Origin of the sequence: Nocardia ninae NBRC 108245 (genome assembly GCF_007990755.1) — a bacterium.
Lineage (GTDB): Bacteria > Actinomycetota > Actinomycetes > Mycobacteriales > Mycobacteriaceae > Nocardia > Nocardia ninae.
Window position 1 is genome coordinate 75,741 of record NZ_BJXA01000019.1, and the last position, 22,700, is coordinate 98,440.

The window sequence follows — 22,700 nt, forward strand, 5'->3', positions numbered from 1 at the left end:
ATCATCGGGCACCATCAGCAACGTGTCGTTATCGGGGTCTGATCACGCCGGGCGCAGACCATCGAGCACCGTGCTCAGGCCGCGCCGGAAGCGTTCCCGCACATCGGTGTTCGCATAACGGGCGAGGAAAGCGGCCGCGAGCGGGGCGCCGTCGCCCTCGGCGGCCCGCAGGTTCGAAACTTCCACGGCGGGGGCCTGGATAGCGGAACCTCCTCGCGCCCAAGCGGATTCGGCGAGCGCGGCGCCGAGCACGTAATAGTAGAAGCCGGTCGTCGCCGCCTCCAGGCGCTCGTCATAGAATCCGGCCGAGTCGAGAACCTCGAGTATCGTGCCGAACTGCGTAACGGCCGCCGGGCCCATCGGGGGCGCGGTACCCACCAGCGCCGCCGCCCAGTGGTGCCGCAGCAAGGCCTCGAACGTCCGAATTCCGATGCCCTCCAGGGTTGTTCGCCATCCCGCGGCAGGGTCGACTGCCTTCAATGTCTCCGCGAAGACCGCGTCCAACGCGTACTCGAGCAGGTCGTCCTTGTTTGCGACATAGCCGTACAGCGTCATGGGCGGTACTCCGAGCCGATCGGCCAGCTTGCGCATGGTCAGCCCCGACACCGAGTCCTCGTCGAGCAGCGTCAGCGCGGCGGACACTATCCGGTCGCGGTCCAACGCCGGTCTGCCACGGGACGACTTCTCCGGGCGCAGCCACACCGACTTCCTTTCAGGCATTGACCGATCATACGTAGGTCGTACAATGAACGATATACGTACAACGTACGAGATCCGTTACGCGTACGGTTGGGACTCTTCCGAGAACAGAGGTCAGGATGTCGAAAAATCACCTGCGCAGGGTGGACACCGTAATCGTCGGCGGAGGCGTGTCCGGTCTGGCCGCCGCACGGCGGCTCGTCGACCACGGTCGCTCCGTCGTTGTCCTCGAAGCCCTTCCGCGTGTCGGCGGTCGAACACTGACCAAGCGGGAAGGCGAGACCGTGCTGGACGAAGGCGCGACACTGATTTACCGGGCGCACGACAACGCGTTCCGGCTCGCGCGTGCACACGGCGTTGAGCTGTTCGAGAGCAACGCCGAGGGGCGCTTTCTGCTCCACACCGCCCGTACCACCCGCGGTTTCCGTTACGGCAACTCCCGCGCGATGACGTTGTTCGGCGCACCGGCCCTGCGGCCACTGCTCCGACCGATCCTTCGTCTCACCTCGCGGTGGACAGCGCTGCCTGCCGAAACCATGCTGCAGGTACTGGGAGCCGTGTCGGCCTTGGACAAACTGGCCGCGACCATTCCCGCTTCGGCGCCATGGACCGCCCCCGACGCCAACCTTCTCGACAGCCGCACCTTCGGTTCGTGGCTGGACGAACAGCTACCCGACCCCGGGGCCCGCCAGCTGTTCGAGGCCAATTTCGCCGGGTATCTGCCAGAGACCACCTCGCTGCTCTTTGCCCTGCATTTCCTGGGCACCTGGGGAAGTATCGGCAGCCTGCTGGCCGGGCCCGCACAGGTATACCGATTCCGTGGTGGCGCACAGGAACTGGCGCTAGCGCTGTCGCGGTCGTTGAGTGACCGTGTCGTCGTCGCCAGTCCCGTTCACTCCATCACCCGCCACTCGGCCGGAGTCGTCGTGCATTGTGCGGAAACCGAATTCGAGGCGGATCGGGTCATCGTCGCGATCAGCCCGGCCGGCGTGCAACACCTGCGTTTCGATCCAGAGCTGCCGCAAGACCGCGTCACGCTGCAACACGCATGGCAGCCGGTACACGGCCGCAAGGTCAACATCGTTTACGACGAGCCGTTCTGGCGACAGGCCGGACTTTCGGGCTCGGCCCTGACCGATCTCGACGCGGTCCCTGGACTGCTCGACGCCTCTCCCGCGGACGGAAACGCCGGCGTCCTGTCGGGCTATCTCCCCGGTGACCGGGGCTCCGCCGACCCTGGGGAGCGGCGGCGCACAGTGCTCTCGGTGTCCACCACACTGTTCGGGCCACGCGCAGCCGAACCGCTGCACTATCACGAGAAGAACTGGGAGGACGAGCCTTTCGCCTATGGCTGTGAAGGAGGCCTCGCAGTCGGCGCCCTCACCTCCGCCCGCCGGTTACCGAAAACCCCTGTTGGCCGGGTGCACTTCGCCGGAGTCGAGACCGCCGATGCCTGGATGGGTTTCTTGGGCGGCGCCATCCAGGCCGGCGAACGTGCCGCCGACGAAGTCCTCGCCGCCGGATGAACGGAGCGCGCGGGGCCTAGTCGGTGCTGCCGCCGCTGTCCGGCGGCGGCGAGGTCGCATGCCATTGCGCTGCGGAACGCAGGATGTCGGTGCTGATTTGTTCGAGGAACCGGCCCGCCGCGGCGAGCCTGGCCCCGGCCGCGCTGGCGCCTGCTGTTCTCGTCATGACCGCGCAGAAGCATGCCCTGCTCCTCCATCAAGGTGACCGCGTGCGAGACGGTGGTCGCGCCGACCTGAAGCTGCTGGGCCAGTTCGGCTGCGGGGTGCGGCTGCCGGTCTCGGAGGTCTGGTTCTCGCCATTCCCGTGCGAACTGTCCGCCGCACAGCTGTTGCCGTACTTCGCCGACTGCGCGGACCGTGCCGACGCGGTGGGGGCCGAGGTATTCGTCGCCGACTGCGAACTGAGTCTGTTCGGTGCCGGCTTCCTGCCCGGCGCGGATACCTTGGCCAGGATCGAGACGTTCAACAGTGGCGACCTAGCAGCGCTGGCAAGCATGGCCGATGCCAACGCTCGGATCAACGCCACCCTCGCCGACGTCACGACCATCGTGCGAAAACGCTTCCGCGGCAGGCTCACCTACGCCGCCGGAACCTGGGAAGACATCAACTGGGGCCCTTCGACATCATCGGTACCGATGCCTCCGGCGATCCCGGTCACCCCCTACCGTCAAGGCCTGGCAGTCCTGCACGCACAGGGTAAACCGATCGCGGTGACCGAGGGGCTGCTGCACTTACCGAGGTGCCGCCGAACACGGCGGAATGGGCTGGGACATCATCGATTACGACGCCGACCCACCACACGTCAACGGCGACTACATCCGCGACGAAGACGAACCGGTCCGCTACATGCGCGAACTCTTAGACTTCTTCGAGGCGGAGTCGGTCGACACCGCGTTCTGGCACACCTTCGCCAGCATCAACCTCCCCACCACCGTGACCCACACTTCGACACCGACCTGGCCTCCTTCGGCGTCTGCAAGGTCATGCCCGACCACACCCTCGCTCCCAAGCGCTTGCCGATATTTGTGATCGACGCACACCACTGGGTCGACACGCTGATGCGCCGTCTGGTCAGTGATGGTGCGATCAGCCGACAGCTGACCCCGCCTAGCCGCTCGCTGTGCCGGCGGCAGCCGGGACTGCGGTGACGCGGCGATGGCGCGTCCATTTGCCGACGCCGACGGCCAGCGGCACCAGGACGGTGAGAAACCCGGACACGGGCTCGAAGATGAGTCCGAATGCGGTGAGCACAGCAATCGCGCCGAGGATCGGCGCAGGCACGTAGCCGCGGATTCGCTCCACATCGGTCACAGCGAGCCCGAAGCAGACGGCGGCGACTCCGAACGCGGTGAACCAGAACGCGAGCTCGGACTGCTCGACACCGTCCACCCAGATGGCTACGCCGAGCGCGGTATGGGCCGTTCCGATGAAGACGAGCAGGGCGCCCACGACCGGAAACCTAGTTTTTGAATCCATATTCCGAAACCTTGCCCTAAGCTTTGCCGCGTGGCAAGACCCCGGCGTTTCACCGATGACCAGGTCCTCGACGCGGCGCGCGATGTGCTCGCCGATCCGGCGACGACCCGGCCGAGCATCGCCGCGATCAGCGCCGCCTCCGGCATCCACGCCGGGTCGATCTACGTGCGCTTCGCCTCCCGCGAAGAGTTGCTCGCCCGCCTGTGGCTGCGCTCGATCCGGCGGTTCCATATCGGGTTCATCGCCGCGCTCTCCGGGCCGGATCCCCTGCTCGCCGCTGCGGCGTACCTGCCGCGGTACTGCCGTGAGCACCCCACCGAAGCCCGCGCGATGAAGATGTTCCGACGCGACGACTTGCTCGAGGTGGGCCCCGAGGAATTGCGCGCCGAGATCGCCGCGGTCAACGAGCACATGAACGAGACCCTGCGCGCCGCCGTCGTCAGGGAGTTCGGCGACGCCGATGGGCACCGCATGGCGATCGCGGTGGCCGCCGTCAAGGCGATTCCCTACGGGCTCGTCCGCGAGTACATTGCGGCGGCGGAGCCCATTCCGGATTGGGTCGACGAAGTCACCGCCACCGCGACGGCCGCCGTTGTCCACAAGTTACGCCCGACGCGCGTTCGAAGTTAGATCCGCCAGGACCGAATGCAGTTGCCGATCCGGTACCGACCAAGGCGTAACCGCTCGACGAACTGCGCGAGTGGCCGAACGCGCGAAGCCGCCAGCGGCCGGCCGCTACCCGTTGATGCCCCACCGCAGCCGACGGTCCGGGTCTGTGGTCTGACGGAGGAACTGCAATCGGGGGAAGTTGTGTGCGATACTCACCAACCCCCGATACACCGGCTACGAGTCTGGAACAAGCAGCGCAAACACGAATCCCTCATCGATGTCAACGATGTCGCCCTGGGTCATCAAACCCGGCTCAGATGGAACCCCACCGACGACTGGGTCCCCTCCGACCAACCAGCACACGAAGCACTCGTCAGCAAAAGAGACCTTCCAGCAAACTCAACTGCTGCTCGCATCCCGCGGCCCACAATCCAAAGGTCGGGGCGCGGGTCGGCAGCAGCACCCCTACGCCTCCAAAGAGCTATTAGTCCACGAGACCTGTGGCCGGCGAATGCAGGGAACCTGGAACCACATGGCCCACTACAGGTGCCGCTTCCCGTCTGAATACGCCATCGCCAACCACATCGAGCTGGCACCGACCCACAACTTATCGCAACCTGGACCAGACAGGTCCAATCCGAACGGGAAGTCGCTGTCGCACAACTCGCCTCCGCACAGACCGCAATGGAAGTACGCCCTACGTTGAGCCGCAACGAGATTCGCCACCTCGTCGAGTCCCTGGACGGCCTTGTGAAGATCTTGCAGCGCGCCGACGGCACAGCCAAGCTCGAGATCTATCGCCAACTCGGACTCAAGATGACCTACAACCATGAAAACGGGTTGTGCTAGCTGAAGTTCAGCCAACACAACCCGTGGACGTATTGTATGTGTCCGGAGGGGGACACACGCGCTAAACACACAAATCGACCTGCGGAGATGACGACCTTGCCGGAGGCTCGAGTGACCGGTGCGGATCCGGCGAATGCCTCAACCCGCGAGCGGTGGTGAAGCGGTGGCGATCGTCGCCGACCTCGGCGAACATCCTGGCCCCTTCAGATCGGCCAGGCCGGGGAAAACTGCTTCAATGACTAGCTGGCCACGACGAACCTGCTGGTCGGATGGTCTCCATCCGGAGGATCCCCGCCGAGGAGATGGACCTCCGACCGCAAATCGAATCCTGTTTGCACTCAACACATTTGCCAGGACACAGAACGCCGCTCTGCCCCGCCACGACCTCGTGGCGGCGACGGAGCGTTCCCTACGACCACCGTCGCGCCGACCTGCAGGGGTCTGTGGATTCCATTACGGCCAACACTCGGCACCGGGGTGATTCTTTGGGCCGTTGACGGACGGCCTTGACACGGAAGGGCTTTGGTGACAGGCCGCACCTCGCGGCACCGGTGCCATATTCAACTCGCTACGCCATCAACTCGGTCACAATCAAGGAATGTTCGGGTGGATACGCACCGTCGGCGCCCTGCTCGCCACTTCATCGAGATACATGGGTGCCAAAGTGGCGAGGAGCACGAACACCGCCATCCACCTCCTCAGGCGTCTGCTCCTATTCCCCACCGTCTCCCTGGCGGTCGTCGTTGGTGTGCTCGTTGCTGCAGGCGCACAGTGGGTCCTGCGTCGAATCATCGACACCAACCCATACGCTGCGGCCGCACCGATCGACATCACCAAGGTCGCGCTGACAATCGTTGCAGGAGTCGGCGGCGTCGTAGCGTTGGTCGTTGCCTATCGACGCCAGCGGGACCTCGAACAAGGCCGATTTGTCGAACGGTTCGGTGCCGCGGCCTCACAACTCGGTGATCGCGACGTTGCGATCCGAATAGCGGGGGTGTACGCAATGGCTGGCGTTGCCGACGAATCCGATGGACTCCGACGCCAACAATGTATCGACGTCCTGTGCGGCTACCTACGTCTCCCTTACGACGCAGGTCACGGCAGCAGCGGCCGCACCAAGCTGGTAACCACGGTTCCCCGAGTCGAACTCGGTCGCGACCGCGGTGAGGTAGAGGAGCACATCGAGTACCGCCAGAACGACAAGGAAGTCCGCGACACCATCGTCCGGGTCATCGTTGACCGCCTCCGGCCCGAGACCGATTGTAGCTGGTCAAACAGCTACTTCGACTTCCGCACCGCCTACCTCGAAGAAACAGATTTCAGCCGCGCAACCTTTGCAGGTCTTGCTCGGTTCGGCAGGGCGACTTTTGCTTCCGACGCTTGGTTCACAGACACGCACTTCGCCGGCGATGCCTGGTTCACGCGCGCGAAGTTCTTGGCCGACGCCCGGTTCGAGCGGTCGGTATTCCGCAAGGACGCCTGGTTCGCACATGTCGAATTCGTCGGGACCGCCTGGTTCAAGGATGCGAGGTTCTGGGGCAAAACCCGCTTCACAGACGTTACGTTCCGACGAGGCGGCGAATTTCGGGGCGTTGACTTCGGCACACGGCTCGCATCGTTCGCAGATCCCAGACAGTGGGGCCCACCGGAACCTCTGTTCAGCTGGCACCAAAGTCTGGAGGAGAAGCCCACGAACGTCGAGCCTCAGGACTGGCCACCTGCTGTTGCTGATGACCACCCCTGAGCTCCCTGTCGCTGACGGCGGACCGGCGCGGCTCGCGCGATGCCTTCCGATGCGGGCCCGTTCGCGTTGGCATAACGAGGCAATGCTGAGCGTTCAAGCGTGCGAACATGCCCCATAGGCATCGGTACATCGTGTCGACACCAGAAGTTGCTGCGCAGCAGATGTCTTCACCTGGAAGGCCCGCACAGAACAACGGTGACCGAGCTAGATGAGTCTGCTTTGTCCGGACAGCGAGCAGGCCCTCTAGGAGCGCGTCTTGGCGTCCTTCTTTGCCTCCTTCGCGCGCTTCGTAGTGGGTTCAACGAACGCTGGAGCAGCTGCTTGCTCCGAGATGTCGACACCCCTTGCGGATCCGAATGCGCTGCTCGGTACGCGACACAACGTCGGCAGAGATCCGGCCACGGCTCGACACACTGTGGCCGTTCTCGTTCGCCCATGCGCGGATGGCAGCGACCTGGCCTACGCCTGATGTAGCCCGTGGTTGAGCGCTACCGCTCGGGACCCCAGCCCGGCCTACTTCCGCACCTTGTCGCGTACAGAGACACTGAAATCGAGATCCAAATCCCGCCCAAACCGACTGATGCCGCACCCCAGCATCACCGGAATCGCCGCACAACTCGCCGGTTTGGCAGTTGCTAGTGCAATACCTTCTCCTCGCGCACCGATATGACAGATATCAGTGATCTCAACCGGCACTGACGGTGCATACCGAATCAAAGAAGGTTGGACGCAATGTCCGCTCCGAGACTCTCCAAGGGACAGAATCTGACGCTGCCCCCTCATGTTCGCCGCATATATGCCGCTATCGGGTGGACGGACCCGCAGATCGACGTCGACGCCGCCGCGTTGCTGCTCGGGAACAACGGAAAGGTGAGCTCGGACAGCGATTTCGTCTACTACAACCAGCCCGCGGCACCGGGTGGCTCCGTCCGAGTCCTGGGCCTCAGGGTCACTGATGACGGTGTGCAGGCTCGAATCGAGATCGACCTGTCGAAGCTGCCAAGCACTACCCGCACTGTCGCTGTGGTTGGCAGCCTCGATCGTCACTGCTTCGGAGAACTCGGCGACCTCACCCTCACCTTCGCTGACGAGAACGAGCACGTGCTGGCGGAGTACGTCATAGCCGATGCCACCACAGAGTCAGCGCTTCAATTCGGCGAGATATATCGTCGCGGCGATGAATGGAAAATCAGGGCGGTGGGACAGGGCTGGACATCCGGGCTCGCCAGCCTGGCAACAGATTTCGGTGTAGACATAGACCGAGAAGCTGAGCTCGGGCCCAAGGAGGCACCCGTCGACAACGCAACTTCTGGGAAGGCGATGGCGACGGGCGCGCGCGCTGCCACTGCCAGCCTCTCGACCATCGAGAGGCTCGCGAACCCACGGATGAACGTCCGACCAGGCGCAGCAGCGGCCAATCGAGCTGCCGCCAAGGCGGCGGCTCAGACCGACATCAATTCGACAACGCCGGGACCATCCCAACCGGAAATGCCCCTCATGCACAGCGCTCAGCACGCTGCCGGTTCGCCGTACCGGTTGTGGACTCAGGCGAGGCATTACTGCGACTACGAACTCACCGTCGACCAACAGAATCTGCCAGCAATCCGCAGCTTGTACCCGCAGGATTTCCCCGAGAAGGACAGGGTGCTGAGGCCGGTCGTCGAGCTTGTTCCCGAACCAGATGGGTCATTGGGACAGTGGGCGATATCGGTTCGAACGGCTGACCGGACCATCGGCTATATCGGGTCCGAGGATACCAAGCGCTGGGCGGGAGCTCTCAGGCGTATCGTCGCATCGGGTTTCGTGCCGACGACCTCCAGCCGTATCTCGGCCAGCGAATACGATGGATTCGACGAAATCGAATTCAACGCATACGTGCAGATCGCTCTCGGAGAGCCCGATGATGCAATCCCAGTAAACGATCCACCCACGGTTCCGTACACGATGCTGCCGCGATCGTCGATCATTCAAGTGACGAAAGACCATGAGCACTTCGACGTGCTCCGGAAGTTCGTCTCCCACAAGGGATATGGACTGCTGTTCGTCACCTTGCACGAAAACACGCCGGGTGCGGCCCGCGCCAAACCGCATGTGGAGGTACGCATCGACGATCAGCGGGTTGGACAACTGACCCCGCAGATGAGCCAACGCTTCCTTCCGATGATCCAGCATTTGCGCGGACGTGGGCTTGCCACCGCATGCTGGGCCGACATCACCGGGTCAGCAGTTTCCGCCAAAGTCCGCATTGACGCGGTCAAGGCCAACGAAGCAGCCCCGGAGGTGTTGCACGGATCACCGATCACCATCCCGAAGCTGGGACCCGCATCGCCGGACCCACTCAGCTACGACCTCACCCCGCTGCGACTGAAACTCGAACCGCTCCCACTGATCCGCCCCCTACCGCCACCACCCGCCCCCATGGAACCGCCGGATGGATCGCTGGTGCGCTTCGACAAGATCGGCGGCCGCTACAACTTCGTCGCGGTCCGCCGCGGCAGCCGATGGGAGACCACGGCAACCGGAGACGGGAGGTCGATAAACGAAGTAATGTCCTGGACCCATCTGGCGTCACGAGTCCGCAAGTTCGACATCGCAACAGCATGGGACCCGGTCGACCCGCACGGCGACGCACGCGTCCGCGAATATCTGGCGGTGATACGGTTCACGATCGGCAACGCATACATCGCAGCCATCAACATCCGTACAGACGCGCGGGAGGACGGCGACTGGTACACAACAACTACAGAGCAGGCTGAGGAGCAGTTGCCGATCAGTCGCCGCCCCGAATGGTCCGAGATAGCGACCACCGCGCGACACATTCAAATGGCTACCGCCTGGGCCCCCCTAAGCTAGGGAATGGCCCCTATATGTACAGCGCCGACAGCAAACTGCGCGAAGGAGATCCGACCGCACTGGGCTGGCGTTTGCCGAGCTTGTCAGTTCCGCGAGCCTGCCTCGGGCGCGGCGGACCAACGGCCAGCGGCGGCTGCGATAGTGGAGCCGGAGAATACTTTCACTCGTCGGGGGCCAGAGCAGCGCGCCCCGGGCGTGACCACCGTCTGCTGAGAAACCTGACTCGCTCCTGCCAGAAAGTTCTGAATTAGATCGGCCGTGCGGTGGACATACCCATGGACACACGCAACGAGATCGCCATCCAGGTGAGCCGGATCATGACCGACACGCAACAACCTCGAGCGCACTGGACGAAGACCGCGGGATCAACGTCAACGACCACATGCTCGCAGCCGCGACCTATATGGAAGCTCTCGCAGCGCAGCTGAGGGCAAGCGGGATGCGTGGCATCGCAGGCGTCGATGGCGTGAGCGTTGGAATCGCCGATGAGGCGCGGCGGTTGACCGCGGCCGTCGGCGGATTCACGGGGAGTTCCAGTGACAGCAGGTGAACGACGACTGCCGAGTCCGGCCCGATCGTGGCAGATCGGTGACCGCATCGTCGACACCTAAGTTATCCGTGCCGTCTTGGGTGAAGGCGGCATGGGAGCGGTCTACCGAGCGAGGCATCTCGGTTGGTGCACCGATCTGGCGGTCAAGTCCCCTCTCAGGTTGGGGATGCGGGGCGGCGCCGGTCGGGTCGGCATCAAGGCTCGGCCCGTCGTTAGTGCCTATGCCGGTGCAACGGCGCCGCCGAAGGCGAGGTCGGAACCGGAAACCGACGTGCCCTCGATATGAAAAGCAACTGGATGACCTAGCGGGCCCGCTACCTCCGTTGGAGTTCGCCCTCCAAGAACGACACGAACGATCGGCGGATCAGCCTTTCGTCAGGCGTCGTGTCATAGATCCAATAGCGATCGTGAAAGCCGTCCCGAAGATGAAGATCCCACGAACCGTCAACCCAGATTCGAATGTCCACGGACGAGGTGTCTTTGTCGCCCGAGTAGTGGCTGATACGAGCGGTCCAATACCCCATCTTCCGGGATCGCGTCTTCTTACCTTGCTGGTCAGGCTGGCATCTGTTCTGAAGCAATGCCGTGAACGTTTCTGGGAGGAATTTGGCTACCAAGCGTTTGAACTCAGCCTCCGACGCGGCCCGCCGTTCGGACTCGGCCTGCTGAGCATGCGCGGCGACCGAAATCCGCCTTCTCGCATCATCTGCGATCCCCATTGCTGCATCCTTTCAACCAGTTCTCCTCCGCGCGCCATGGTTTGAACAGCCCGGCGGGCGCTGGACGTCGGCAGGTCAAACCGATGAACCGACTACGACGGAAGGTAGATACTCGCCGAGGTTCTCGGGTTTCCCCAGTAGCTGGCGCAGGACGAGCGTTCGCGGCTCGCCGACGAATCTGCCACCAACACAGTCGTTGTCGTTTCGCCGACTCACGTTACTAGATTGTAGTCTTGTCCATGTCGCCAGTTTGCACCTCCGAAAGGAGTTTTCCGGTGATTTCATTCGTCAGATACTTGATCAGCAAGTTGTTCATTGCACACCCAGTTGCCTCGCCTGTACTTAGAAACTTGGAGAGAAGGTCAGTGGAATAGTCCGATCTTGCCATCACAATTTCAATATTCACCCACTTAATCCGAGGATGGCGTCCTTTCATGACACCGGCTGCGTTGCGTAGCCACAACGCAGCCAGCAATTCTATTTTGGCGGCCACCAGCTCTTCATCCACCAGCGCCCTCGGCCTGTTAGATGCATCGATGATCCGGTTTGCAATATCACCATATCGCGGAATAGTTCCCATGTGACGGAGCCAATGGCCAGACGTAATCGGTCTTGTGGCGAGCTCTTGTTGCAGTTTATCTTGCCGAGCTCGATCAAAAATTGCCATCGTCTATAGCCTTATCAGTAGGTGATTCGGACGCATGAATTCGATCATGCGGCTAGCCCTGTTTCGCGCCGCAGACTCGAATCGGTGATCGCGGACTGCATGCCCTCGGAAGTGTCCAGAATGGTCAAGGCGAACACCGCTACCGCCAATTTGTGGAAGATCACCACTTCCCAGATCGCTGGAACCCGACGCGGCCGGTAGGCGAGCATCGCCCACAGCAACCAGCCGGGAGGCGGGGGTGGCCACTCCGGGTTTGGCGCGCAGTCGGCCGACGACGTCCAGCCTTCTGGCGGCGCCAGCCAACTATGTGGCGGGTTGACCTTCACCTGCTGCCCGATCTTTTGTGCCGCGACAAGTCATGGACTCCCGCCGGACGATCGAGATGCCGATCCACTTTATGGTCCAGTTCCGGGCACGGAAGCCGATGCCTCATTCTGTCCGCTCCTGGTGCTTAGCGGTGTCGGCTGAACACAGGACAGCCGAGCATGGTGAACAGCTCCTCGTAACGGTGTGTTCGCTGGCAAGTCGGTACGACCCCGTGCAGTGCCGCCGACGCCCGGTCGCCTGCGGCAATTTCCGTCTTCTGCAACGGGCCCAACTGAAACCTCTTCAACCACAAGCTGTCCATCGAGAAATTGCTGGTCGGGATGGTCTCCAGCTTAAATGGATCCCCGCCGAGGAAACGAGCTTGCGAAAGCGCAGGTCCGCTCAACAAGATCACCCAGTCGGCAGACAGGACAAACAGCTCCGCAGAGGCATCCAATACTGATAACTGAAAAGTTGCCACCGAGATCAACACATCGGCGTGTCGCAAATCGACACACCGATGAAGTCAGACGGACGTTCTCCATCTGTCCGCCACGGACCCGAGGACGTCTCTACCGCGACGACGTTGCCCGACGGCTCTGGCCCACTTGCCGACCGTCCCAGTCGAGGAGCCAGTGGTACCCGATCGATCTCACGAAAATCTCACATTTTGGCGAGCGTTGTCCGGAATCAATAAGATTCGGCAAGCGTCGCATTGACCGAAAGCACGGGTTAACCAGCATCATTGGGTTCTGATGAGGACTGCGAGGGGACACTTGAACCTGGGTCAGGTGGTCGGGGGGATCTGGGCAGTCCAGATCGCCTCGTTGGTGGCGTACAAGCCGAGGCCATCGGTCAGAACCGAGAGGCCGAGGCTGGTCGCGGTCCAGATCACCAGTGCGGTAGTGCCGCGCGTCGTGCTGGTCGCGCACGGGCACCTACCCCACGCGGTGGGAGTATGCAGACCCGGATGCACGCTTCCGATGACCACGCGGTGCGGAGCGACCAAATGCAGGTGCTCGCAGCTTCGATTGCGAGCTGAACCCGGACCGAGCGCACGGCAGCACGGCGCGCTCCGAACTCTTACCACGGTGGCTGCTCCTCCGCTGTGTGCTTTGTGCCGCGGGGGCGGGACCGATGAATTAGTTGCTGGCGGCTTCGGTCCAGAAGGCGAGTGCTGCGCGTACCTTTGCCGTGCCTGGATGGTCAGGGTGGCTTCGAGATCTGCCGGTATGCCCGACTAGGTGTCTGGGCCAGCAACCATGGTGGCGACCGCTGGCCGGCCACCAGAGGGCGCACGTATGGGAGGGTGGTAGACGCTCACACCGTCAAGCTGCCCGGCCCATGCGGCTCATGCACCCTGCAGGCGGGAACGCAATAACGCCGACTCCGGTACCAATGCGGCATCCGAAACCGATGTAGATACATAGGACGAGCGCAATTATCGACGGCGCCTGTCCTGGTTAAGCATGCATTCCGACACGACAAGGAGGCTCCGCAATGGCCGCATCCGATGAATACCATCGAAGGTTCATTCTCAAGGATCTCAGCAACGGCACGACGTTCACTTACCACATCGTCGCGAACGGCCGGGCCGACCATGCTCACGGTCAATACGAGGAGTCCGCTCCGCTGAGCCAAGCTCTGCTGGAGGTCAACCAACACGCAATAGTCGAGTCCCTTCACAACGGTAAGCCCATCCGAGTGCAAGTGATGGGCTTCGGGCCCTACACGTCTGCCGGGTAGCCGGACCCGGTCCAGCAGCTGGTGTCAGCGTGCCCCGTAGTGTGACGGCGCTGCCCAAACCTAGTTAACCACAACGCAATACGACGAGAGGGCTGACCTTGACTACATACACTGAACAGGAAAATTGCTGGAATACACGGGTTAAGTCGAACGGCTACGCTCACGAGGATATCCCGCTGGTATTGCAGTGGGAGGCGGAGCTAGCGGCCATGTCGGACGACTACAGTCCCGACGACTCTAACGTTTTCGAGCTTTTCAAGGCTTGGGCGGTGCGCGCTGAGAAGGCATACGGCGATGCCGTGCCGATCCGTTGGGATGTGACGGGCAGCGGAATCTTCGAGAAGGCTCCCGAGTTCGGGCCCACCCCGGATTTGGACCCGCCGTCCGAATTCATCCGGGACTACACACTTCCGGTTTCCACAACGACCGGTGCGCCGGTGAACTGGGCGCGAGTCCCGCTGACATATGCGAAGAGCTGGTTCATCGTGCAGTCGACCGGGTGGACTCCATCGCCGTTGCAGAGTTCGGTGTCGTTGGCGTTCTTGATCAACTGTGCCAACGCGGAGCGCTCCGGTACGGATGACTGAGCGACCGCCCTCGCTCCGAAGCCGTACTCCTGCAGATAGATCCATCGGCGTAGCCATCCTGCTGCAGCGTGGTCGCCGATACCGGCCCCTCTCTCACTCACGTGAGAGAGGGGCCGGTTGCGACACACGGGCCCGCCATTGAACTCGCCGGTGGGCGCCCACATGGTCGTAGCCTGCTGAGGCCGCTGTTCCCACCAAAGGATGTGGGGTCAGTCATCTGCGTACTTGTTTACCCACGAACGGATGCGTTGTCACGGCGCGTTCAAGTTCAGCACGCCAACCTCCGCTTAGGCTTCCGACTCCCAGCGCGGTCGTCCCAAGCATGCGGCAGAAATCCTCCTCGTCCGAGTTCCTCTGCACCGCAGGTGGTTCAAACTGGTCGAGCGGGCGGCCGTCCGCAACCACGAGGTCGAGAATTAAGTCGAGATTGCAAGCACGCCGGTTCGCTTTCGCGTGATCGGCGTCGTTCTCGGCATGGACGACCTGGTATCCAGCGGTAACGAACCCGGCTGTCTGAAGGGCACCAAACAACGCTGCCCACGCCGCTGGCTCCCGATTCGCGTAGGACAAGACCAGGTGGCCATCGGGCTTCAGCGCACGTCGCATCTCACGAAACGCCTGTTCAAGGGTCGCCTCGTAGTCGGCCGTGCTGACAACGCCTTTGGAAACGACCGCCTCACCGTCAATACGTGATAGATCAAGCCTCGCCCATGCGCGGAAGATCTCGGAGAGCTCGCCGTACTTCACATCATCGTGGTAAGGCGGGTCGGTGCACACAAGGTCGATCGAGCTGTTGGGGGCAAGTAACCTCGTGCTGGAACCCACGACGACCCGGACGTCTTCCGTGCGGGACCCAGCCGAACGTCGCTGTCCGACCGCGAGAGGCCCAATGATTTTGGGACTGCGGCCAAGGCGTTCGACATACCAATTTCCTGCTTTAGCTAAGTGGTCGAGCCGCCGTCCGACTGTGCCTCGTCCCGACTGCGGGGCGCCCCATACGTTGGGCTCTGCGGACAGTGTCGTGACGTTGTAGCGGTGGTTGGCCACCGCCTCGTATGGTTTGAGGTATCGCGGATCCCACCGGGACAGGTAACCGGCCATTTCGACGGAGCCGAGCACTGCTGCGGAGAGTACGGAAGCCAAATCCTCGTCCCCAGCAGCAGCGACTTCAACTGCACCGATAAGCGCATTGAGCACCGCCTGTTGGCGACGTGGCATGACGTGATCCCAGCGTGTCATGCCGTAGCGCCGCAGCACGCCGGTCTCACTGCCGTTGGAGATTGCCGCCAGACGCGGTTGGGTCGGCCACGACGTGTCTGCGGCGGAAACGAGCTCTGCCTCCGATGGCGGAACTATCTCGCGACGCCCGACGGCGGTTCTTTCGACAAGCACGGGCTCCCAGCGGATCACGCTGGCCTCCCAAATTCGAGCGGAGTGGCCACACGGGCATCGAAACCGTCTCCCAGATGTATACCGTGCTGTCGGGTCTATGAGTCGGTTGCAAGTCCGGCAACGCGTGCGCCGATTTGCGGGGCCGTGTTGAAGGTGCCCCCACGGGCAGGCAAGCCATCCGGCGGTCCCACCGCTGTCGACACGTTCTGTTTGGCTGACGATTCCCGAGGGGAATAGCCGGACAGGGTCAGAGCATTGCGGGCATGCGACTACAGCTACCCGAAGAGTGTGCGCGAGTATCGCTGGAGTTCCGTCCTCGAAGGACGTGGCGTACGCAGCATTGAGAAGAGCCGAAACATGTCCCCGCAGTCGATCAGCCGCAGGCTCCAGACGGTCTGCCGGCAGGAGCGACAGCATCGTCACGAGGTTCTGGGCAGCCCAGGCGTTGATGTCCTGGGCATAGACCCGATGGCCACGAAGTAAGGCGGCGAGAGCGATCACGCCTCCGCCCGTGAAAGGGTCCGCCACAACGAGTTTGCCCGGGTGATCGATGTTGACGGCATCGATCAGAGCTCCGGTCACGGCCTCTGTGCGCCGAGCCCACCATCGGTAAGCAGTGATCGGTGGAAGGACCGTCTGCCGGGACCGGGCTTCAGCACGGGCTTCGGCACTTACCTTGACCACGTCGAGGTGGCGAAGCGCGCTACGACGGGCGCGAGCTGCAGCAGTCATCGACAGTTACTATGCACGACAACGGCTCTCCGGCACGGCAAGATCGGCTACGTGTGTGGCACGTCCGTGAATAAACCCGCAGCCTCAAGCTCCTCAAGGAAGATGACGAACCGCTCCGCCTGAGCTGAACTCAACTCAATCCCTGCTTCGATGTGGCCTTGGAGTCCCCAGGATGTGAGGTTCGCTGTTCCGAGGTAGCCAAATTGGCGATCGGCTATCACGAACTTCGCGTGAAGCATCGTGGGCCGACGACCTCTGAACCAACGCAATGCGACTGGGCCGGCGGCGACGAGCCGGTCAAGACGTTCTATGAGCGAATCTCGGTGGCGTTTCTCAGGCGGGTTGTTTGCATAGATCACCGCATTCGTTGTGCGAACCGTGAGCGCTGGAAGCAGCACCTCTTCGAGTCGCTCGAAGCCCTCGTCATTCCAGAAGGCACCCCCGATGTGCAGCGTATGGGTCGCTCGGCGGATAACGTCGAGCACCAGGCCATCGAGGCGTTCGATATCCGCGATCGGCGCCGTACCTGCGGGCGCGGAGAAGACCAGCCGCGGCTCGGCTGCGGGCGCAGGAATGGGCAACTTGCTCGCAGCCAGTACCTCGCAGACGATCGTCAGCTCTGCTGCCCGGTGCAGTATCGGCGCGCCGCTGTTGGTAACTACCCCGACAGCAGCAAGTTGCGCCCGGACGGCATATGCCACGTTGTTGTTGGCCCGGGGCAGGCCACTCGCTCCTCGGTGAAAGATCTCGGCCGCGAAACGAACTGCGCCCTCGCGGCTGCCAGCTGCTTCGGCGAGCAATTCCGCTAGCGGTACGAGCCCGACAAGCCCTGTCACGGTGCCACGACCTGCCGACGTGTCCAAAGCCAGAAGCGACGTAGCAGTTTACGGTCGAGGTCTGCGTTCCAAATTTTGCAGCCGAAGGAAAGATGCAGGCAGCGGTCGCAGGCCGCATGGGGTCGGTGCGTCGAGGTCTGCGAGCACAGCGGATCGTTATCGCAGTGGTCAATCTCGTCGGCAGCTCGGTTTAGCCAAGGTCCGATGCGTCGCCGTTGAACCGTGTCGAACGCCCCGAGGGTGAACTCGCCGTATGACGCGACGTAGATCGCAGAGGTCAGCGCGTTGGGCACGATCCACTCCGCGAGGCTGGATTCGCCGAAACCGCTCTGGCCGTCGTCCAAAGCGCGTAGAAGAGCATGCGAGGCCGAGTGCACTAGGCGACGGACGACTCCGGCCGCTTCCCCTCCGCCGAGGCCGAGGTCGGCGGCGAGGATCTCCGCGACCGCGACCTTGGCGTCGCGGGCAGTGGCGGCTGTCGGCCCTGACCAGAGGCCTTCGTGTTGGAGAAAACCGAGTATCACCTCCGCATCGAAGGTGACCAGCAACGCCTCGGTCTTGGCATCGACGGCGAAGATCGGGGTTTTGCCGCCATATCGACCGGGGGTCGCGTACGTCCTTAGATGCGCTTGCCCAGGCTCTCTAAGCACTCGTGTGTAACCGTAGCTGGCGACCACGATCGGAAAGCGCTGTGTGACAGAGACGTCCGCAATGCCGAGAGCCACCTGGGTTGAGAAGGCAGCGGACACGGCAGCGAGGGCCGCAGTCCCGGATTCAGCTGCTTGGACGTCGGCGAAACTGCGGCGGTCGTCAATCACGGTGCGATCGAACAGCCCGGCGCGCTCAACCATAGGGAGTGTTGAGGCCATCTCGATTACGTCTGGGCAGACGCCGTTCACGATCGCTGCCGATCCGGCAGCGGCCGGGCACTGAATCGAGCGGACTCTATCGATGACATCCTCACCGAGTCCGCTCGCGCGCAGCTTCGCTTCCGTCTCCGCCCAATTCTCTGTCGACATGGTCGAGCTTGTTGTGGGTCGGTCCAGCTCAGCGAGAGAAACCGCGAGACTTGGTTGGTCTCCGAGCCAGGACTGCAGAGCGGCGATACCACGGTCTTCGTGGCGCTGGAAGTTATCGTATGTCTGGTTGGAGATGTTCAAGATGGTCAGGGTCTGCGGAAACCAGAGGCGTTGATCCCGAGCAGTGAACCCCTGCCGGTAGGGCTGTCCGCCGGTTCGGGCGTACTGGCCGCATTCGCAGGGCGTGAATCGGGTGCTGAGGGCGGCGTTGCAGACACGGCACCGCCAGGAAGATGAACGGAAAGAGCCAAGGTCCTCCAGGTACATTTCCGAGGTGTTGTTGCATGTCGGACAGCGCGGCGTGTGGAGGGGCTCCATCGCGCCACAGTTATGTGCGGTCAGGTATCGGAGCTGCCGAAGCTTCGCGGAACATTTCGAGCAGCTGAGCTGTCCAGTGCGGTTCGTGTCATTGACAAGGGTGTCCTGGCTCCACCACCGCGAGATACGGGCGCAACTGGAATTGGTGCATTCGAAGGTCAGAGGGAAAACGTCCCACACAATCTCTTCGGGCTTGAGGATTATGTATTCGTCAGGGTTTGTTCGCGGGTCTGGAATTCCGATCTGTTCAGGCAGCCAGCGGTGGGCCTCCACGGCGACCTCGTCGAGCAGAACCTTCTGGTTGAGGTCGCTGACGCGGGATCCGCCGATGTGATGGACGCGAGCGTAAAAGCCGTCGTCATGGGCGAATACGGCGTTAGGGAGGTAGCGGTAGAGAACCTGTGTGGTAGAACGCTGCATCTTTCACTCTCCCAGGTGCAGGAGCCGGGAGATGATCCGCTCGGCACGTTCGCCGCCCCTGAACTCGGCTGGGGGGTCCACATCGCGAAGGCTAGTCATGGCGGGGCTGGTGAACAGCTCGGTGAGCCAGTCGGACTGCCACTGCTGGACCCGGGGCCGTTCGATCTGCTCCCAACGCCGGACAGCATCGTCGACAAGCCGCTGCTCGTCGGCTTTCATTGCGGGGTCTGGAACTGGGCATCGATACGCCCGTTCGATACGTTCGGTGAGCCGGGGCAGGAAATTTGCGGCCCGTGCGTTCCACCAGTTTCGAAACCGCCGGGTTATGCCGATATTCTCGGATGTACCCCAAATAGCGTCACGAGTCTCGTCCCACAGGAGGGCGCAGACTATGCCGGGTAGCGTGCGCTCGACAGCACGGGTCGCGAAGCGATTCACCGGCACGGGCTCGACCATTCTCTCAAGCGCGGCATGCGTTGTGAGAAAGCTCTGATACATCGACGTCTCGCGACGGTTGGCGCGGTCGAAGACATCGACGACAAGCCCAACATGACTGCGGCCAGCCCTGGCGGTCGCTTGGATGTAATGAGCGTAGGAGGGCGGCATACCGGCGAGGATCTCGAAATTAAGGCGGTCCAGGTCCACGCCGTGGGATACGACCGCAGTGCCAACGATTCCGCGGATTCGGTCCGCTCGGGCGGTGGTCGGGTTGGAGTCCTGAATCGCAGCGATCACCGCAGCGAGATCCCCCAGCGACCTCTCACCGGTGAGATATTCAGACTTCACCCGATCGGCGCCAGAATTGAGAAAGTGCTCCGACAACCGGTTTAGATCGTCGAGGATGGCAACACCATGCGCCTTGGAATTGACGTAGGCGAGGGCCAGCTCATAATCGAACAGTTTCGACCGGGACTCATCTGTTGTCAGTGTAATGCCGACGGCTGCCATCGCGCTGACTAGCCGCGCTGGGTCGTCGGTGAGGCGGTGGATGCGCTCGATGATGTGCGCCGTAATTTGGCCGGCGAGGTCGACTTTAACGGTGCCGCCGCCTGCCGGAAGCACACCAAGATAGATACGGCGGACGTCGTCGGTAACGGCGGTGTAAAAGGAGCGATCCAGTGTGCCCCCACCTGTCGGGAACATGCGAGGGCGGCGGCCATAGACCTGGGAGAGCTGGTCTTCAAACTGCTCTATGGTGGCGGTGGCCGCAATGACTTTGGACGGCTCGTTGCCCGCGCCGCGGGCCAGCTCGGCGAGGAGGGTGTGATACTGGGCGGCGAACACACCGAGCTCTTCCCTGACCAGGTGCAGCTCATCCTGGACCCACAGCGAGGGCGTTGGATCCTTGAATCCTATCGCCGCTGTGTGCGTCGCCGCCGCCGTCGAGCAATCCTTGGCAATGCAACCTCCGTGGGTATACCAACCGTGTTGAGGGCATCTCGTTCGGGGGCCGCGGTTAATAGCGGTGAGCTGGCCGTTGCGAGCGAAGGCACAAACTTTGTCTACGGTCGAGACGATGACAGAGGACTGGTAACGAGTGACTTCATCATCGCTGGCATGAATCGGCAGTATCTGCCCGCATGCCCGACATCGGTGCAGAAGGCGCTGGTCATCCAGATCGCAGTCGAGGCCGATACTGTTTTGGTCGCCGCAGGCAGGGCAAGCACCGACAAGGCGCTTAGTGTCACGGTCGGACTCCGACCATTTGGCGAACGTCGTGAGACCGGGCCACCAGCCGTGTCTGTCGGGGAAGGCAAGGCGGTTCGGGGTGTTGCCTGAGCCGACGAAGTAACCGAGAGTGAACGGGTCTCCAGGAAGATTCTCTGCGGCGCGGGCCGCTTCCGCGTGATGGAGGATCTCGCTGAATCGCGAAAGTTGCTGCACTGAGAGCATCCGAAGCGGAAACAGAAGCCATGCGCTTGCGCCCCGCTCCTTCCCACGCATTCGGTCGTAGAAAAGGGCGACGACAATGAGTCCTAGATAGGCCTCCGTTTTGCCGCCACCGGTCGGGAACCAGAGCACATCGACCGCGTCAAGCTCATCCCGCAGGCGCGGGTCGGTCGGGTGTTCTCGGCCAGCGAGAGCTCCGAGCTCGGAGATGATGAAGACAAGTTGGAATAGCCGCCATCGTTTGGTCGGACCGCGCGAACCGGCAAAAGTGTCGTTGGCGAGCTCGAAAGCGCGTGCCAAATTGGTCTCGGCACCGAGCAAGTCTAGGCCGAGCTCGAAGCGTTTGACCTCCGCTTCGAACCGATTGCGGAGCTGTTCAATCTGGAGTCGGTCGTCTGAGGTCCGGGCTGCGCTGAAGTCCCACGCCCTGTGGAATGCCCGCATTTCCACAGCTAGGCGAGGGAGCGTCGCCGCCCAATTCTTGCAAAGGCCTCCGAAAGAGATGTCGATGGAGGCGGGCTCAGCGGAGACTGCGTTGTATTGAGTATGAATCGGAAGCGTCTCGGCGACGACAGTGTTCGGAGTATCTCCTGTACGGGCAACACAGCCGCGGCCCCGGCCTGGGACAGTGGCGACATCGGCGTAACGGCAGTCGTTCTTCATGAAGCCGAGCTGTCGCGGAAGCAGCTGAGGTGCGTTGACGCTCACTGACATCCGAGTGTCGTAGAGCGACAGATCCTGCAGGCCACGAGCCTGCAGGACGAGGGCGTTGACAATCGAGACGGACACGGCGGTGTTCCCGTCGACGGTCGGTAACGTCGAGATGGTGAGACGCGGCATTGGTGCCAGTGGCCTCCACTCGGGGTCTCGGCGGGCAGCAACTGCGCGATGGAAGGCATCCTCGCTGCCTGTTGCATCAGCCGCCGGCAGCGTCTGATTGTTGGTGAGCTTCCAGAGCGCGGAGGAATTGGCGTAGTGATCGGCCACCGCTGTCGCTGCGTCTGCTGCAAGAGGACAGCCACCGGCCAGCTCACTACTGATAACGGTGTGCTCGTCACCGGTGACTGGGACCGACAGGGTTAAGGTGACGCGGCGCTCGTCGCGCCGCCAGGTCGGGTTGAGCGGAACAGTGGGCCGTCGCTGCGGGTTTTTCGCGCCCCCTGATGTACGGCGTGCGGCCTCCGCAGATATGTCATCAAACACGGGGAGCAACTGGTGATAGATGGCGTAGCCGATGTCGATGGCCAGGTCGACGGTCGCTGGCGTGCCTTTCACCACAAAGTCCAAGCCGATCACACCGCGGTTCTCGATCGGCGGCGCAGTAACAGTCGGCGCGGCGGCGCCACCATTGCCTTCCTCCCGAGGGACGCTGACGGCAGGCTGTCTCGGCTGTGGAGGCACGATGGTGATGCCCAGTACGCCAACGCGGACGTGCTGCTCGGGCGACCAGGGAAAGGAGTGGCTGCCACCGGTCCGGTCAGTCAACGCCTCCACCACACCCTCAAGAACATCGCGGACGAAGACCTCTTCAGTCCGGTTGGCTGGGTCCTGCTGGGCATTAACAGCGTGGATGGGGCGACCAACAGTCCCGGGGGTGGTTGCCGTCATTTCGGGCTCCTTGGAAGAGCGCGACCCGGTTGGGCATCAGTGCGCCGACTGTCAGCCACACCCAAAAGGTCGACGGGGATTCTGATTTCTCTGA

General features: G+C 62.6%; 21 protein-coding genes. 9 read left to right on the plus strand and 12 right to left on the minus strand.

Going from position 1 to position 22,700, the window contains the following annotated elements; genetic code table 11:
* Nucleotides 1–42: 42 nt before the first annotated feature.
* Complete coding sequence (locus NN4_RS16385; protein WP_147131600.1) at nt 43–720, minus strand: TetR/AcrR family transcriptional regulator C-terminal domain-containing protein; 678 nt, start codon at nt 718–720, stop codon at nt 43–45.
* Between the two features lie 98 nt (nt 721–818).
* On the opposite strand from NN4_RS16385, the gene NN4_RS16390 reads away from it, so the two are divergent.
* A complete protein-coding gene (locus NN4_RS16390; RefSeq protein ID WP_147131603.1) occupies nt 819–2,225 on the plus strand; it encodes a flavin monoamine oxidase family protein in 1,407 nt (468 codons plus the stop codon).
* Between the two features lie 16 nt (nt 2,226–2,241).
* Here NN4_RS16390 and NN4_RS45005 read toward each other — a convergent pair whose 3' ends face one another.
* Entirely contained in the window at nt 2,242–2,391 is a 150-nt protein-coding gene (locus tag NN4_RS45005; protein ID WP_186818471.1) for a hypothetical protein, read from the minus strand.
* Here NN4_RS45005 and NN4_RS47175 point away from each other — a divergent pair.
* Nucleotides 2,390–3,373 carry a hypothetical protein gene (locus tag NN4_RS47175; RefSeq protein WP_246180908.1) on the plus strand — a complete coding sequence of 328 codons (984 nt, stop codon included), beginning with the start codon at nt 2,390–2,392 and terminating at the stop codon, nt 3,371–3,373. The genes NN4_RS45005 and NN4_RS47175 overlap by 2 nt on opposite strands.
* On the opposite strand, the gene NN4_RS16400 is transcribed toward NN4_RS47175, so the two are convergent.
* The gene (locus NN4_RS16400; protein WP_186818472.1) at nt 3,333–3,701 is read right to left on the minus strand and encodes a DUF6463 family protein; all 369 of its coding nucleotides are present in this window, start codon (nt 3,699–3,701) and stop codon (nt 3,333–3,335) included. The genes NN4_RS47175 and NN4_RS16400 overlap by 41 nt on opposite strands.
* Nucleotides 3,702–3,731: 30 nt before the next feature.
* Here NN4_RS16400 and NN4_RS16405 point away from each other — a divergent pair, with 30 nt between their 5' ends.
* The 3 genes from NN4_RS16405 (at nt 3,732) to NN4_RS16420 (ending at nt 6,903) form a co-directional block, all read left to right on the plus strand.
* Complete coding sequence (locus tag NN4_RS16405) at nt 3,732–4,331, plus strand: TetR/AcrR family transcriptional regulator (RefSeq protein ID WP_147131606.1); 600 nt, start codon at nt 3,732–3,734, stop codon at nt 4,329–4,331.
* Between the two features lie 663 nt (nt 4,332–4,994).
* Nucleotides 4,995–5,159, plus strand: coding sequence for a hypothetical protein (locus tag NN4_RS45010; RefSeq protein WP_186818473.1), 165 nt, complete (start codon nt 4,995–4,997; stop codon nt 5,157–5,159).
* A 598-nt stretch (nt 5,160–5,757) separates the two neighbouring features.
* Complete coding sequence (locus NN4_RS16420; RefSeq protein WP_147131612.1) at nt 5,758–6,903, plus strand: pentapeptide repeat-containing protein; 1,146 nt, start codon at nt 5,758–5,760, stop codon at nt 6,901–6,903.
* A 298-nt stretch (nt 6,904–7,201) separates the two neighbouring features.
* Here the strand turns inward: NN4_RS16420 and NN4_RS16425 are convergent, their stop codons facing one another.
* Nucleotides 7,202–7,492 (minus strand): Lsr2 family DNA-binding protein, encoded by a 291-nt coding sequence (locus tag NN4_RS16425; protein WP_246180909.1) that lies wholly within the window; start codon nt 7,490–7,492, stop codon nt 7,202–7,204.
* Nucleotides 7,493–7,635: 143 nt separating this feature from the next.
* Between NN4_RS16425 and NN4_RS16430 the strand changes: the two genes are divergently transcribed.
* Nucleotides 7,636–9,756 carry a TerD family protein gene (locus tag NN4_RS16430; protein WP_147131615.1) on the plus strand — a complete coding sequence of 707 codons (2,121 nt, stop codon included), beginning with the start codon at nt 7,636–7,638 and terminating at the stop codon, nt 9,754–9,756.
* An 864-nt stretch (nt 9,757–10,620) separates the two neighbouring features.
* On the opposite strand, the gene NN4_RS16435 is transcribed toward NN4_RS16430, so the two are convergent.
* The 4 genes from NN4_RS16435 to NN4_RS16450 form a co-directional block, all read right to left on the minus strand.
* Nucleotides 10,621–11,025, minus strand: coding sequence for a hypothetical protein (locus NN4_RS16435; RefSeq protein WP_147131617.1), 405 nt, complete (start codon nt 11,023–11,025; stop codon nt 10,621–10,623).
* A gap of 220 nt (nt 11,026–11,245) precedes the next feature.
* Nucleotides 11,246–11,692: a hypothetical protein gene (locus tag NN4_RS16440; protein ID WP_147131621.1), complete on the minus strand. Its 447-nt coding sequence runs from the start codon at nt 11,690–11,692 to the stop codon at nt 11,246–11,248.
* A gap of 44 nt (nt 11,693–11,736) precedes the next feature.
* On the minus strand, nt 11,737–12,018 hold the full coding sequence (locus NN4_RS16445) for a hypothetical protein (RefSeq protein ID WP_147131624.1): 282 nt from the start codon (nt 12,016–12,018) through the stop codon (nt 11,737–11,739).
* 125 nt (nt 12,019–12,143) lie between these two features.
* On the minus strand, nt 12,144–12,479 hold the full coding sequence (locus NN4_RS16450) for a hypothetical protein (protein WP_147131627.1): 336 nt from the start codon (nt 12,477–12,479) through the stop codon (nt 12,144–12,146).
* Nucleotides 12,480–13,498: 1,019 nt separating this feature from the next.
* Here NN4_RS16450 and NN4_RS16455 point away from each other — a divergent pair.
* Nucleotides 13,499–13,744, plus strand: coding sequence for a GreA/GreB family elongation factor (locus NN4_RS16455; RefSeq protein ID WP_147131630.1), 246 nt, complete (start codon nt 13,499–13,501; stop codon nt 13,742–13,744).
* 209 nt (nt 13,745–13,953) lie between these two features.
* On the plus strand, nt 13,954–14,331 hold the full coding sequence (locus NN4_RS16460) for a hypothetical protein (RefSeq protein ID WP_147131634.1): 378 nt from the start codon (nt 13,954–13,956) through the stop codon (nt 14,329–14,331).
* Nucleotides 14,332–14,544: 213 nt separating this feature from the next.
* On the opposite strand, the gene NN4_RS16465 is transcribed toward NN4_RS16460, so the two are convergent.
* Both NN4_RS16465 and NN4_RS46925 read right to left on the minus strand, forming a co-directional pair.
* Nucleotides 14,545–15,741 carry a hypothetical protein gene (locus NN4_RS16465; RefSeq protein ID WP_147131637.1) on the minus strand — a complete coding sequence of 399 codons (1,197 nt, stop codon included), beginning with the start codon at nt 15,739–15,741 and terminating at the stop codon, nt 14,545–14,547.
* 761 nt (nt 15,742–16,502) lie between these two features.
* On the minus strand, nt 16,503–16,724 hold the full coding sequence (locus NN4_RS46925; RefSeq protein WP_371865662.1) for a phospholipase D-like domain-containing protein: 222 nt from the start codon (nt 16,722–16,724) through the stop codon (nt 16,503–16,505).
* Here NN4_RS46925 and NN4_RS46140 point away from each other — a divergent pair.
* Complete coding sequence (locus NN4_RS46140; RefSeq protein WP_246180910.1) at nt 16,659–17,264, plus strand: hypothetical protein; 606 nt, start codon at nt 16,659–16,661, stop codon at nt 17,262–17,264. The two genes, NN4_RS46925 and NN4_RS46140, sit on opposite strands and share 66 nt — an antisense overlap.
* Nucleotides 17,265–17,287: 23 nt before the next feature.
* Here NN4_RS46140 and NN4_RS16475 read toward each other — a convergent pair whose 3' ends face one another.
* Together NN4_RS16475 and NN4_RS16480 are read right to left on the minus strand one after the other, a co-directional pair.
* Nucleotides 17,288–19,108: a hypothetical protein gene (locus tag NN4_RS16475; protein ID WP_147131640.1), complete on the minus strand. Its 1,821-nt coding sequence runs from the start codon at nt 19,106–19,108 to the stop codon at nt 17,288–17,290.
* 3 nt (nt 19,109–19,111) lie between these two features.
* Entirely contained in the window at nt 19,112–22,606 is a 3,495-nt protein-coding gene (locus NN4_RS16480; protein ID WP_147131643.1) for a helicase-related protein, read from the minus strand.
* Nucleotides 22,607–22,700 lie beyond the last annotated feature (94 nt).